We start from the raw sequence: 13,282 nt of genomic DNA, 5'->3' as shown, positions 1-13,282 counted from the left end.
GGTCGGCTAGATCTCTCTTTCCATTCTTTCCATAGTAGCTAAGGCTGAAAAACTCGCGCTTTGAAAGCCGATCGCCGATCGCTAAAAGCTTCCTCTGATCTATATGAAACGAATCCTTTTTTTTCTCCCCCTAGTCGGTTTATCTTGGATCGGCACTCTCGCGATCGCGCGGGAAATCCAGAAACCGGACGATTACCGGCGATCGGTCACGCGCGAGGTGTTGGCGAGTGGATTACCGGGTGACGCGACCGGAAAGATTCTGGAATTGGTACGCTATACCATTCCCCCGCGCGCGAAACTGCCGGCACATATTCATCCCGGAATGCAGATCGAGAGAGTGGAGAGCGGTACGCTAACCTATACGGTGGTGAAAGGAAAGGCGTTTGTCAAGCGATCGAACGGTCCGGAAGAAGCGATCGAAGAGGGAAAAACGATTCTGCTAAATCCGGGCGATTCCCTGACGGAACCCGCGGGAATGGTGCATTACGGGGAAAACGCGACCGATTTTCCCGTGATTCTTCTCGGCGCCTCTCTATTCGACACGGACAAGCCGAAAGCGATTTTACTCGCTCCCTAGAAAATGTTCTTCCGCCGATCGGATGAAATCTAACCAAACCCCGTCCGGTTGCCAGATCTCGCGTAGGGGATAACTCGCTTCCTCTTCCGGTAGTTTGCCGATATATTTACGATACAGGTATAAAAAGCAGGAAACCCGCATATTCATCGCGCAGTGTATCCAGACTTTCCGTTCCTTGACCGCGTTCATCAAGGCGAAGAAAAACTTCAGATCGTCCAGGGTGGGATTGTCCCAAGAGACGGGTAGGTTAAAGTAGATCATCCCCTCTCTCGCGACAATTTCTCCCTCGTCGGTTAGAGCGTTGGAAGAGGTCGGTGGTGCGAGATCGATCACCACCTCGTAACCGGATTCGGCGATAAACTGGAATTGTTCCCGCGTCGGTTGTCCGGAAGTCGCCAGTCGATCGCCGACCGGATAGTAATTCCGGATCTCCTGTAAACTAGATTCGCCCATGCCGATTCCCCTACCCTTTTTTCACCTTTCCCCGGTATAACAGGATTTTCTGTTTCTGTGGTGAAAGGTGATGAAAGCGATCGAGAGCTATCCCCGCGTGAAAAATCGACCTAGAATATACCCGCCGGCGAAAAACTGGCTCACGGTGAACTCGATCGCTTTATTTCTGACGATCGGGGCTATATATCTCGTCTATCGTTCCCGATTACCCGCTAGTTTATTATTTTTTCCCCCCGCGACCCCTTTTTACCCGATCGTCGGTTTATTCACGCACACCTTTCAACTGCTCTGTTGTGTTCCCCCGATCGTCTGTCTGTTCACGCTCTATCTATCGTTTCGCTTAAAAAAACGGCTCAAAAACGAAGGATTCCTGCTCGCTTCGGCGATAGTAACGGGAATTTTTGCCATTAACGAGCTTTATCGCGGTCATATTATCCTTCTTTCCCTAGGAATTCCGAAAACTACCACGATCGGGTTTTTCGCGATTGTCCCGATCGTCTACGGGATCTGTTTCTTACCGCGGATTCGACGGACTTCCTACCCGATTTTACTGCTGGCGCTCGCCCTGTTGGTCGTGGCGATCGCCGTCGATTCGGCCCGATTGGGAAATGGCGAGATCGCCAGTCTGAGCGAGGGAATTCCCAAATTAATGAGCGGTTTGAATTTCGCGCTGTATTTTTCGGATGTCTGTGGCGCGGAGATGGCGCGGGCGATCGAGAGAGCGAGTAGGGGCGATTTTGGGAACTCGCCCGTACAGGAGCCGGTATTCAGAAGTCAGAAGCGATAAAAGGCAAGAATCCGTTTTTATAGGCATTAAATTCCCGATTGATAGGTAGATTGTCTCGATCGGCATTATCCAGATTCGTCAAATCCTTCGCTCCTGCCTCCCGCCTACTCTGAAATCATCTGCCCCCAGAATCCGGTGAAAACGCGCGTCCCGTCCTTGAGAATGTGGATTTCCGCTCGATCGCTCGCCCAATTCAGTCGATCGGCGAATTCGGGGTTAAAAACGTGAACCCGTTGATTGCTGGAGGAAACGAGAGAATCGGGGCTATGGATGGCGAGAGAGTCCACGTAAGCGCCATCGACGAGAATATCCAACTGTTCTAGCAATTCTCGGGCGCCGGGGGGCGAATTTCGGGAACGCAACTGTTCCAGGGTGAACCCGGTAAACGACATGACGCTCAACTCGCGTTCTTTAACATATTTCGCTAATTCTGTCAAGGCGATCGCTTGCCAGAAAGGTTCGCCCCCGGAGAAGGTAACGCCGGTATTTCGGGGATTGGCGAGGATTTTTTCGGCGATTTCCTCGATTTTGGCGAGTTGGTTAATCTCGAAGGACCAGGAAGCCTCGTTAAAACAGCCGCGGCACTCGCGGGAACACCCCTGCACCCAAACCACCGCGCGACAACCGGGCCCGTTGACTTCGGATTCGTCCAGATAGCCCATCAGATTGAGATGTCCGGGGGGAATGAGGGCTAGTTCCGGGGGGATGGTGAGGGTTTTACTCATCGCGCTACACTCCTGAAACGGTTCGATCGCTGTACCTTCCATGCTAGAGAGGGATCGCGACGATCGATCGACCTCGAAACGAATCGTTAACCTTCCCGTCCGCGTCGGGTAAAATTCAATTCTCGATCGATAGGAAATTCCACGATACCGACAAGATTACTAGAAAATAGGGTTCGATCGAGGAAGTTCACCCGGATTTTATTCTTCTCCCGATGCGGATGGGATAATCGGTCACACTGTCGCTAAACCACTCGATGCTACTCCGGATCGAACGGTCGTTATTTAACGGGATAATTCGATCGAGGGTTTGTCCGATCGTTCTTTTCGTCCGCTACCCGAATTCTAGCGCTCGTGACCGATCGAAACCCGATCGCCCCTCGATCGAGCGATATAATAAGGCTAAACTGAAAAGATATCGAATCATGAAAGGCATTCAATTTATTGTCGATGATACAGGCGAAAAAAACGCCGTGGTCATCGATTTAAAACAATGGGGTAAACTGTGGGAAGAAGTTTATGAACGTTTGCTCGATCGATCACCCGAGAACGAACGCGGGATACCTGAATCACCGGAAGAGAAGATCGATCGCTAAATCCTCCCGAACCATCGTCCGCTCTCGGACAACAAAATCATCAAAAAGTGGCGGGAGCTAAAGGCATTCTCAAAGATAAAAAATTTGCTTTACTGACTCATCTAAAATCTGTCCGCCGGGAGTGTTAGAAAGGAAATACATTTACGATACCGACATTTTTATCGATTCTTTATCCGATGACAAAACAATAGTTTTCACTAGAATCCCCCGTACTCTATGGTTCAAGCTATTCCGAAACCGCTCACCCTCGAAGAATTCCTACAACTCCCGGAAACCGAACCCGCGAGCGAATTCATCGACGGTCAAATCATCCAGAAACCCATGCCGCAAGGAAAACATAGCACCATTCAAGGCGATCTCGTCCCGGCTATCAATACAGTTCTCAAACCCCAACGCGTCGCCCGCGCCTATCCCGAGCTAAGATGTACTTTCGGAAATCGATCGATCGTCCCCGATGTCTCCGTTTTCCGGTGGGAACGGATTCCCCGCGATGAAAACGGTAAGGTTTTAAATGTATTCTCCATCGCTCCCGATTGGATCGTCGAAATAATCTCCCCGGATCAGAATCAAACCAAAGTCGTGCGGAATATTCTCTACAGTCTCGAACACGGTACGAAAATGGGCTGGCTTATCGACCTGGAAGAAGAACTCGTATTCGTGTATTCTGGAAATCGAACGATCGGCCTGTTAGAAGAGAAAAGCGATCGTCTTCCCGTTCCCGACTTCGCCGAAGCCTTCTCTCTCACCGTCGGGCAACTGTTCGGCTGGCTAAAAGATTAAAACGCACCCATCATTAAAACCCTACCGATACCGACCGTAATCGCCCTCTCGCGAAAATTCCCCCGGATAGCGATCGCTTTCCCTGTCCAAATTTGTTAAGTTTTGTAAAGCGGGTAGTGACAGAACGCGGTCACTCCTCTCTATTATCGTTATAAGTGCCTTTTTAGAAAGTGAAGGTTTCCCGGTCACTCGATAATTTTTGCTTATAATAAATCAACCGTTTTTCAGCCTAGTCCTTCCTTCGCTGTAGCGATCGCCCTATCGATTAAGTTCTATGTCAACGCTGGTCATTGTCGAATCTCCCACCAAAGCCCGGACGATTAGTAACTACCTGCCCGCTGGCTATCGGGTACAGGCCTCGATGGGCCACGTCCGCGATCTGCCCGCCTCGGCCGAGGAAGTACCGCCGAGTTATAAAGATAAAAATTGGGCCAGTCTGGGAGTCGATGTGGAAAACGATTTCGAGCCTCTCTACGTGGTGCCGAAATCGAAAGGCAAGGTCGTCAAGGAATTGAAAGAAGCCCTCAAAGACGCGAGCGAATTAATCCTCGCGACGGATGAAGATCGCGAGGGAGAAAGTATCAGTTGGCATTTACTCCAGGTACTCAAGCCGAAAGTGCCGACGAAACGGATGGTCTTTCACGAGATCACCCGCGAGGCGATTCAATCGGCACTGAAAAATTGCCGGGAAATCGACGAAAATCTGGTTCACGCCCAAGAAACCAGGCGGATTCTCGATCGATTGGTCGGCTATACCCTCTCCCCCCTCCTCTGGAAAAAAATCGCCAAAGGACTATCCGCGGGACGGGTGCAATCGGTCGCGGTTCGCCTGCTGGTGCAACGAGAGCGGGAAAGACGCGCGTTTAAATCGGCGAATTACTGGGATCTGAAGGCGAATCTAGAAAAGGACAAAAATAACTTCGACGCGCGTTTAGTGACCGTGAACGGGCAAAAAGTCGCCAACGGGAGCGATTTCGCCGCCGATACCGGCCAATTAATTCCGGGGCGAAACGTGGTCTTATTAAACGAGACCGAGGCAATCGCCTTAAAGGATCGGATCGCCGATAAAATCTGGCGCGTCACCCATACCGAAGAGAAACCCAGCACCCGCAAACCGTCGCCCCCGTTCACCACCTCCACGCTCCAGCAGGAAGCGAACCGCAAGTTAGGCATCTCCGCGCGGGACACGATGCGGATCGCCCAGAGTTTATACGAGCAGGGCTATATCACCTATATGCGGACGGACTCGGTACATCTATCCGAACAGGCGATCGCCGCCGCCCGTTCCTGCGTGGAACAGATGTACGGGAAAGCCTATCTCAGCCCGAAACCGCGGCAGTACACGACGAAAAGTAAGGGCGCCCAAGAAGCGCACGAGGCCATCCGTCCCGCGGGCAGTTCCTTCCGTCTCCCTCGCGAAACGGGACTGGGGGGATTGGAATTCGCGCTGTACGATCTGATCTGGAAACGGACGGTCGCCTGTCAGATGGCCGACGCGAGAATTACCTCGATCGTCGTCAATATTCAGGTAGAAGAGGCGGGATTCCGCGCTTCCGGCAAACGCATCGATTTTCCCGGTTATTTCCGCGCCTACGTCGAGGGTTCGGACGATCCCGACGCGGCGATCGACGATCAAGAAGTGATCTTACCCGATTTAAAAGTCGGCGATGAACCGGGGTGTAAGAAGGTAGAGGCGATCGGCCACGATACCCAACCCCCGGCGCGCTATACCGAAGCCTCGCTCGTGAAAATGCTCGAAAGCGAGGGAATCGGCCGCCCCAGCACCTACGCGACCATTATCGGCACGATCATCGATCGGGGCTACGCGCGGATGCGGAATAAAACCCTTCTGCCCACCTTTACCGCGTTCGCGGTGGTGAGTTTGCTCGAAAATCACTTCCCCGATCTGGTAGACACGAAATTTACCTCGAAAATGGAGGAAACCCTCGACGATATCGCCACCGGGGAGGCGCGCTGGTTGCCCTACCTCGATCGCTTCTACCGCGGCGAGACGGGTTTAGAAACGCAAGTCAAAGAGCGGGAGAGCCAGATCGATCCCGGAGCCGCAAAATCGGTCATTCTCGAAGATCTCGACGCGACGATCAAGATCGGTCGCTACGGCCCCTATATCGAAGTTCCCAAGGGAGAAGAAACGATCACCGCGTCCCTGCCGATGGACCTCACCCCCGCGGATCTCGATCCCGATCAGATCGAAACCATCCTACGGCAGAAAACCGAGGGGCCGGAGAAATTGGGTTTGCACCCGGAGACGGGAGAGGCGATTTACGTTCTCATCGGTAGTTACGGACCCTACATTCAACTGGGAGAAGTGACGGACGAGAATCCGAAACCGAAACGCGCTTCGTTACCCAAAGGGGTGAAACCGGAGGATGTGACGCTGGACATGGCGTTAGGGTTACTCTCCCTACCGCGATTGTTGGGAACCCACCCGGGGACGGGGGGCAAAGTCAAAGCGAGTTTAGGTCGCTTCGGCCCTTACGTGGTGCATGAAAACGGGAAGGAGAAGGACTATCGATCGCTCAAAGCCGGTGACGATGTACTGACGGTGACGCTCGATCGGGCTTTGTCCTTACTAAACGAACCCAAGAAAGGCCGCGGTTCCCGCACTTCCACGAAACCCCCGTTAAAAGAGTTGGGCAAACATCCGGACGACGGGGAATTAGTCGCGCTCTACGAGGGGCCCTACGGGGTGTATATCAAACACGGGACAACCAACGCCAAAATTCCCGAAGGGGAAACCGCGGAAACGGTGACGCTCGATCAGGCTCTAGCGGCACTGTCGGCGAAAGCGGGTACGGCCAAGAAATCCGCCGGCAAGAAGACGACCACGAAGGCGACCACGACCAAGAAAACCACGACCAAGAAAACCACGACCAAGAAAACCTCTAAGACCGCGGGCAAAACCTCGAAAACCAAGGCGAATTAAGGATCGCGGAGATCTGGCGGAAAGAGAGTTCCCCCCAGATCTCCCCCCGGTTCGGCCGGACGACGTGTTACCGGTTCTCCCCGCGAGCGATCGTTTTTACGGCATATTCGAGGAAAATTTATCGATTATTTTCATGATGTCCCTTCTGCCGTCTCTAGCTCTCGAATCCGCTGGCGACGAGAGATCCTATTTTCCGAGAGCGGTCTATGATAGTAATCATCGAAACACCCTCAGACAAAATATCGAGACGGTATGAAACAAAAATCGTTGTGGGTCGGGCTATTGGTCGGTTTTTGGTTTTGCCTCACCTGGTTGGGATGGACACCGACGGCCGCGGCCTTTAGCGAGGAACAGAAACTACTATTACAATCCTGGCGACTGGTCAATCAGTCCTATCTCGACGACACCTTTAACCATCAAAATTGGTGGCAGATCCGCGAACAATTCCTCCGCAAAAACCTAAACGATCGAGCGGCGGCCTATACAGCGATCGAACAGATGTTAGCCACCCTCGACGAACCTTTCACCCGTCTCCTGCGACCGGATCAGTACCATAACCTACAAATTAGCACCACCGGCGAACTCTCCGGGGTCGGTCTCCAGATCAACATCAACCCCGACACCGGTTTTCTCGAAATCGTCGCCCCTCTACCCGGTTCCCCGGCCGAAGCCGCACGCTTGAAAACCCGAGATCGCATTCTCTCGATCGACGGCATCGATACTACCCGACTCACCCTCGATGAAGCGGCCGCCAGAATGCGCGGGCCCGCGGGAACGAAAGTTTCTTTAACCGTACTCTCCAACGGCGCGGAAACGAGTCAAACCGTGGAGTTAACCCGTCAGCGCATCGCCTTGAGTCCGGTAATCGCCACCCTCGATCGCTCCACCGATCCCCCCGTCGGCTACGTTCGTTTAAATCAATTCAGCGCGAACGCGGCGAAGGAAGTGGCCGACGCGGTGACGGATTTAAAACAACAGGGCGCGAAAGCCTATATTCTCGACCTACGCAACAACCCCGGCGGTTTATTACAAGCCGGAATCGAGATCGCCCGGATGTGGATCGACGAGGGAACGATCGTCTACACGGTTAACCGTCAGGGCATTTCCGATAGTTTCTCCGCGCTGGGTAACGCGCTCACCGACGCGCCCTTAGCGGTCTTGGTCAATCAGGGAACCGCCAGCGCCAGCGAGATTCTAGCCGGCGCGCTACAGGACAATCACCGGGCGATCCTCATCGGCGAGAAAACCTTCGGAAAAGGCTTAATTCAGTCGCTTTTCGAGTTACCGGACGGCGCGGGATTGGCGGTCACGGTAGCCAAATACGAAACCCCGGCCCACCACGATATTCATAAGGTCGGTATCGTTCCCGATCGCCCGATCGCCCAGGAACCCATCGCCTACGCCGAGATCGGAACCGAGGTCGATCACCAGTACAAAGCGGCGATCGAATTCCTCACCCGCGACACGATCCTCGCGAAAGCCTCCTAGACCAGACGGACGAATTTATTCTTCCCTACCTGGAGGATTTTGCCCGATAACGCGTCCGCGCTCTCGAAAGCGAGATCTACCTCGGTCACTTTCTCGCTATCGAGACGAACCGCGCCCCCCTGAATCTGGCGCCGTCCCTCCCCGCTACTCTTACACAAACCGCTCGCGCCGAGGAGATAGAATAACTTCACCGGAAATGTCACCCCCGCTAACGAGAACTCGGGAACCGACTCGGCGGAAGCGGTATTTCCCTTTAAAACGATTTCCTCGGCGGTTTTTCTCGCTTTTCCGGCTTCTTCCTGCCCGTGGAATTGGGAAACGACCTCTAGGGCTAGTTGCTTCTGACACTCCCGCGGGTTTTCGGGTAATTCATTTAACGGCAAATTTGTCAATAGCTCGAAATAATCTTTTAACAGCGAATCGGGCGTTTTTTCTAATTTCGAGTACATGGCGAGCGCGGATTCTCGCAATCCCACGTAATTATTCAGAGATTTCGACATCTTCTGGGTTCCGTCCGTACCGATGAGAATCGGTAGGAGTAATCCGAACTGGGGCTTTTTCCCGAAATAACGTTGTAAATCCCGACCGACCGCGATATTAAACTTCTGGTCGGTTCCGCCGAGTTCCACGTCGGCATCGATCGCTACCGAATCGTAACCCTGCATCAAGGGATAGAGAAACTCGTGGAGAAAAATCGGCGTTTCCTTCTCGTAGCGTTCGGAAAAGCCCTCTTTCGCCAACATTTGCCCGACCGTCATCGTGGAGAGTAGTTCGAGAATCTTGGCGAGGTCGAGTTCGCCTAACCATTCCGAATTGTAGCGGATTTCCAGACGACCGGGAGTATCGAAATCGAGAATCGGCCGTAATTGGTCGAGATAATTCCCGGCATTCGCGCGCACCTCCTCCACGGTCAACTGTTTGCGAACTTCCGATTTTCCCGTAGGATCGCCGATTCTAGCGGTAAAATCGCCGATAATCACCACGGCCGTATGTCCGGCATCCTGAAAAGCGCGCAATTTGCGGAAAGGAATGCTGTGACCGAGATGGATATCGCTCCCGGTGGGATCGATGCCGAGTTTCACCCGCAGGGGGCGATCGATCGTTTTCAGGAGTAACGGTAAATTTTCCGAGGGGTCTTTCGATTCCGGTTGGTGGGGAAACAGGTCACTCGTCCCGCGCGCGAGCCAATCCGGGGAAGGAGATACGGTCATGGTCGATAATTGTCCACAGCCTTCCTATTATAGTTTCCGGGGTTCCGGTTTCCGCCGTCGCTCAATTCTCTCGGGGACTTTAAAATGTCTCGTGTAGAGAAGGAGTCAGGAGTCAGGAGCCAGGAGTCAGGAGTTAGGAAGAAGAATCAAAAAATGGTCTAAAAACTTCAAAAACTAGGGTTATACACGATAAATAACCCCAGTTCGGGAGAAGCCAGAATCGAGATCCCACCTTCGGGTCATCCCGAAATCTTGTTAAATCGCACTGATTTTTATACTAGCCTTGTGCAGGGGGTCCGGGGGAGGCACCCCTCCACCGGTGGGGGGGTCGGGGGGCTAGTCCCCCGAAAAAAACTAGGCTTCCCATCAGAAAATCCTCAACCTCTTAACTCTATCGAGTTAAACAGACTTTTTCCGGCGAATTTTCCGCCACAGATCCTCTAGGGTGACGTAGAGAACGGGAACCACTAGCAAACTCAACACCGAGGAAGTCACCAATCCGCCGACGATCACCATCGCCATCGGTTGCCGGAGTTCCGCGCCGGTTCCCAATCCTAGCGCGATCGGGAGCATCCCTAAAATCGTCGAGGCGGTCGTCATCAAAATCGGGCGTAATCGCACCATTCCCGTCTCTAAAATCGCCTCTTCCCGACCCCATCCTGATCGCCGCAGTTGATTGGTATAGTCCATTAATAAAACCGCGTTCTTGTTGAGTAATCCCAACAGAAAAATAAAGCCGATCAGGGAAATAATACTAAAACCGCTTCCCGTCAGCCATAATCCCGACATCGCGCCGATAATCGATAGGGGAATACATAGAGCGATGACGATCGGTTCTAACAAGCTTCCGAACAGTAACAACAGGACCGCGAGCATGAGAATCGTCGCCAGTATTAAAGTACGCCCGAAACTGTTGATAACATCGTCACTCTGGGAGGCGCTCCCCCAGCGCTGGAGAACGAGATCCGGGGGGAGGGAACGACGGGCGATCGATTCCACGGTAGCGGCCGCGTCTTCTAATCCCAGATTATCCCCGAGGTTCGCGCTCAGATAGATCGCGTTCCGGCCGTCGAGACGCTCGATCGCCAGTAGATCGCCGCTTTCCGTCACTTTCGCCGACAGTTCCACGTCTTTGATGCCCGGAACCTTCGCCACCTCCGATCGCAACGTCTCCGCGCCCCGGAGTAATCGATCGGGATCGTCCCCCCGAATCGCGATCTGGAGGGGTTTCTCGGCTTCCGTCTGCACGAAGGGAATATCCTCGACACTCACCGTCACCCCGCGGATCGCCGGTAAAATCCGCCGAATTCGCTCCTGCACTTCGCCGGTCGTCGATTTCCGTTCCTTTTTAAGTTCGACGTGAATTCTACCCCGATTCGGTTCGCCCCGTAACCCCGCGATGGTGAAAGTCGAGGCCACGTCGGGATCTTCGAGGATCGGCGCTTCGAGTTTCCGTCCGTCCCGGATCGTCCGCCGTAGCAGTAAACGTTCGGGAGAGCGGGCGAGATCGGCTATCCAATCGAATCCGTCCGCCGAACTTTTCGGGGTGGGTTTATTCGCGGGAATCTTCTCGATTTTCGGGAGGGGAGACGTGTAAACGACGTTAAATTCCCCCCGATCGAGTTTCGGGATAAATCCTTTCGATATCAGGGGAATTAGGGCGATTCCCGCCACGAAAGCGAGTAAAGCGATACCGAGGACGATCTTTTTATGGTGTAGCGACCATTGTAGGAGACGGTGGTAGGTTCGGGCGATCGCCGGCGGCTGTCGGTCTTCCTCCCGGTTCGCGCGCGGTTTGAGCCAGTATACCGCCAGGACGGGGGAGAGAGTCCGCGCCACCAGTAGGGAGAAAATCACCGCGGCGGAAACCGTTAACCCGAAAGGCTTGAAAAACTGTCCCACCGCGCCCCCCATAAACGCCACGGGAATAAATACCGCCACGATCGTCAGGGTAGAGGCCGTTACCGCCAGGCCGATCTCGCCCGTTCCCTCGATCGCCGCCTCCCGAGGACGATAACCCCGATCGATCAGCCGGGAAATATTCTCCACGTCCACGATCGCGTCATCGACGACGATGCCGATCACCAACGCGAGCGCGAGTAAGGTGAGGGTTTCTAGATTAAAACCGTAGATCGCCATCACTATCGCCGTTCCCAACAGCGAAAGCGGAATAGAAAGGGCGGAAATCAACGTCGCCTTGAAATTCCGCAGGAAAGGGTACATCACCAACACCGAGAGAACGATCGCCAGGATCAGATCCTCGATCGTGGCCATTGTCGCCGCGCGAATATATTTCGCCTGGGATTCGGCGATCGATAGCCGGATATCCGGCAGATCCCGCGAGATTTCGCCGACGGCACTTTCGACGCGGGATACGACTTCTAAGGTATTGGCCGCTCCCTTTTTCACGACCTGGAGGGCGATCGCCTCCCGTCCATCGAAGCGGACGAGAGTGGGAGAGGGAGCGTTCGCGGTGTTTTCCGTTCCCGATGTCGCGCCGAGAAGATTGACTTTCAAGACTCCGGGGACGGATTGTAAGGCGGGGATCAGGCGATTTCGAGCGATTTCCGTTAATTCATCTAAACTTTTGCTCTCGCCGGTGAGCGCGTAACTGATGGTGGGCGATTCGTTGAGATCGACGGGAATTACCTCGTAGGTAGCCTTCGGGGGTAGGGATACCCCGGCGATCGCCTGTTTCACCCCCGCGGTCGCCGTTTCCAGGTTCGTACCGATCACGAAAAACAGGCTGATGACCGATCGCCCCGCGTAGGTAGTGGAAGAGACATCCCGCGCGTTGGGAAGGTCTTTCAGGGGATTTTCGAGCGGTTTCGTGAGTCGGGTTTCCGTGTCCGCGGGAGAGTCGGAGGGAACGGCGGCGTTAATGACGACGACCGGGAAACTAATATCGGGAAAAAGGGCGTATTTGAGGGAACTGAACGCCAGTAAACCGGCGACGGCGATCGCTATCCAAAAAGCGACGGTCAACCTCGGATAGCGTAGGGAGAATCGAGAGATATTCAGACGCTCTCGCCACGATTGTTGCATGATGAGCCTCCCGGCCTCCCTCTAATTTTCTAGTTTTCGTAGAGAACTTCGTCGAAACAGGCTTCCCCGACCGAGGCAAGACTGTTCGCGGCGGTTTTATCGGTTTTCGACTTCTGCACTAGGGCGCGGAATTGCGCTAGGGTGTAACGGGCTTGAAATTTTTTCAGCGTGCAGTTGCAGAGATCGTTCGCCACATCCGGCGCTAACCCCTGGCCGCGCGATCGCCGGATACATTCCTGACGGTAACTTTCAAAAGTCGTTGCCGACGCGGGACTCTGAGCGATCGGCCCCGGATTGGCATGAACGGACATCGATAAGCCCAAAATACCGATAAATATTCCTAGAGATAGCGTTTTTCTCATTACTTTCGTTCGTTTCCGCTAAAAATCCACGACAATATTCGGATACCTGATTATTCATTATAGATCGATCGCCTTCGAGGAAGGTTCCGTTACCGGGGGGGATCTAGCGGAGGATTTCCGGTTATGCTATGATTAGAAATGGTCATACGGCGCCATCGCCAAGTGGTAAGGCAGAGGTCTGCAAAACCTTTACCCCCAGTTCGAATCTGGGTGGCGCCTTGAATTTCCCTGACCGGAAAAGCCCCGAAACGGCTTTTCCGTAACGGTTTCAAGAAACCGAGGATTTTTGTATTATCCCTAATTAGCCCTAAATA

Annotated in this window: 11 protein-coding genes and 1 tRNA gene; 7 read left to right on the top strand and 5 right to left on the bottom strand. The window is 53.6% G+C overall.

Going from position 1 to position 13,282, the window contains the following annotated elements; translation table 11 throughout:
* Window positions 1-103: 103 nt before the first annotated feature.
* The gene (locus tag V0288_RS09300) at window positions 104-577 is read left to right on the top strand and encodes a cupin domain-containing protein (RefSeq protein WP_332864805.1); all 474 of its coding nucleotides are present in this window, start codon (window positions 104-106) and stop codon (window positions 575-577) included.
* On the opposite strand, the gene V0288_RS09295 is transcribed toward V0288_RS09300, so the two are convergent.
* Entirely contained in the window at window positions 563-1,030 is a 468-nt protein-coding gene (locus V0288_RS09295) for a protein tyrosine phosphatase family protein (protein WP_332864804.1), read from the bottom strand. The genes V0288_RS09300 and V0288_RS09295 overlap by 15 nt on opposite strands.
* Window positions 1,031-1,100: 70 nt before the next feature.
* On the opposite strand from V0288_RS09295, the gene V0288_RS09290 reads away from it, so the two are divergent.
* Window positions 1,101-1,817 (top strand): hypothetical protein, encoded by a 717-nt coding sequence (locus V0288_RS09290; protein WP_332864803.1) that lies wholly within the window; start codon window positions 1,101-1,103, stop codon window positions 1,815-1,817.
* 104 nt (window positions 1,818-1,921) lie between these two features.
* Here V0288_RS09290 and V0288_RS09285 read toward each other — a convergent pair whose 3' ends face one another.
* A complete protein-coding gene (locus V0288_RS09285) occupies window positions 1,922-2,542 on the bottom strand; it encodes a 4Fe-4S single cluster domain-containing protein (RefSeq protein WP_422661942.1) in 621 nt (206 codons plus the stop codon).
* A 422-nt stretch (window positions 2,543-2,964) separates the two neighbouring features.
* On the opposite strand from V0288_RS09285, the gene V0288_RS09280 reads away from it, so the two are divergent.
* From V0288_RS09280 to ctpA, 4 genes are all read left to right on the top strand, one after another.
* The gene (locus V0288_RS09280) at window positions 2,965-3,135 is read left to right on the top strand and encodes a hypothetical protein (protein WP_332864801.1); all 171 of its coding nucleotides are present in this window, start codon (window positions 2,965-2,967) and stop codon (window positions 3,133-3,135) included.
* A 216-nt stretch (window positions 3,136-3,351) separates the two neighbouring features.
* A complete protein-coding gene (locus V0288_RS09275) occupies window positions 3,352-3,915 on the top strand; it encodes a Uma2 family endonuclease (protein ID WP_332864800.1) in 564 nt (187 codons plus the stop codon).
* 274 nt (window positions 3,916-4,189) lie between these two features.
* Entirely contained in the window at window positions 4,190-6,862 is a 2,673-nt protein-coding gene (gene topA / locus V0288_RS09270; protein WP_332864799.1) for a type I DNA topoisomerase, read from the top strand.
* A gap of 252 nt (window positions 6,863-7,114) precedes the next feature.
* Complete coding sequence (gene ctpA, locus V0288_RS09265; protein ID WP_332864798.1) at window positions 7,115-8,350, top strand: carboxyl-terminal processing protease CtpA; 1,236 nt, start codon at window positions 7,115-7,117, stop codon at window positions 8,348-8,350.
* Here the strand turns inward: ctpA and tyrS are convergent.
* From tyrS to V0288_RS09250, 3 genes are all read right to left on the bottom strand, one after another.
* The gene (tyrS, locus tag V0288_RS09260; RefSeq protein WP_332864797.1) at window positions 8,347-9,561 is read right to left on the bottom strand and encodes a tyrosine--tRNA ligase; all 1,215 of its coding nucleotides are present in this window, start codon (window positions 9,559-9,561) and stop codon (window positions 8,347-8,349) included. The two genes, ctpA and tyrS, sit on opposite strands and share 4 nt — an antisense overlap.
* Window positions 9,562-9,960: 399 nt before the next feature.
* Window positions 9,961-12,606 carry an efflux RND transporter permease subunit gene (locus V0288_RS09255; RefSeq protein ID WP_332864796.1) on the bottom strand — a complete coding sequence of 882 codons (2,646 nt, stop codon included), beginning with the start codon at window positions 12,604-12,606 and terminating at the stop codon, window positions 9,961-9,963.
* A gap of 29 nt (window positions 12,607-12,635) precedes the next feature.
* Complete coding sequence (locus V0288_RS09250; RefSeq protein WP_332864795.1) at window positions 12,636-12,968, bottom strand: hypothetical protein; 333 nt, start codon at window positions 12,966-12,968, stop codon at window positions 12,636-12,638.
* A gap of 148 nt (window positions 12,969-13,116) precedes the next feature.
* Between V0288_RS09250 and V0288_RS09245 the strand changes: the two genes are divergently transcribed.
* Window positions 13,117-13,187: transfer RNA gene (locus V0288_RS09245), tRNA-Cys, on the top strand.
* Window positions 13,188-13,282: the final 95 nt, after the last annotated feature.

It is taken from the genome of Pannus brasiliensis CCIBt3594, from assembly GCF_036688125.1.
In the GTDB taxonomy this organism is placed as follows: Bacteria; Cyanobacteriota; Cyanobacteriia; order Cyanobacteriales; family Microcystaceae; genus Pannus; species Pannus brasiliensis.
This window is presented reverse-complemented; position numbering and strand designations above follow the sequence as displayed.

Coding starts and splice junctions, on each gene's coding strand:
- V0288_RS09255 (WP_332864796.1), bottom strand. CDS start 12,606: ATGCAACAATCGTGGCGAGAGCGTCTGAATATCTCTCGATTCTCCCTA.
- V0288_RS09285 (WP_422661942.1), bottom strand. CDS start 2,542: ATGAGTAAAACCCTCACCATCCCCCCGGAACTAGCCCTCATTCCCCCC.
- tyrS (WP_332864797.1), bottom strand. CDS start 9,561: ATGACCGTATCTCCTTCCCCGGATTGGCTCGCGCGCGGGACGAGTGAC.
- V0288_RS09250 (WP_332864795.1), bottom strand. CDS start 12,968: ATGAGAAAAACGCTATCTCTAGGAATATTTATCGGTATTTTGGGCTTA.
- V0288_RS09280 (WP_332864801.1), top strand. CDS start 2,965: ATGAAAGGCATTCAATTTATTGTCGATGATACAGGCGAAAAAAACGCC.
- topA (WP_332864799.1), top strand. CDS start 4,190: ATGTCAACGCTGGTCATTGTCGAATCTCCCACCAAAGCCCGGACGATT.
- V0288_RS09275 (WP_332864800.1), top strand. CDS start 3,352: ATGGTTCAAGCTATTCCGAAACCGCTCACCCTCGAAGAATTCCTACAA.
- V0288_RS09295 (WP_332864804.1), bottom strand. CDS start 1,030: ATGGGCGAATCTAGTTTACAGGAGATCCGGAATTACTATCCGGTCGGC.
- V0288_RS09300 (WP_332864805.1), top strand. CDS start 104: ATGAAACGAATCCTTTTTTTTCTCCCCCTAGTCGGTTTATCTTGGATC.
- ctpA (WP_332864798.1), top strand. CDS start 7,115: ATGAAACAAAAATCGTTGTGGGTCGGGCTATTGGTCGGTTTTTGGTTT.
- V0288_RS09290 (WP_332864803.1), top strand. CDS start 1,101: ATGAAAGCGATCGAGAGCTATCCCCGCGTGAAAAATCGACCTAGAATA.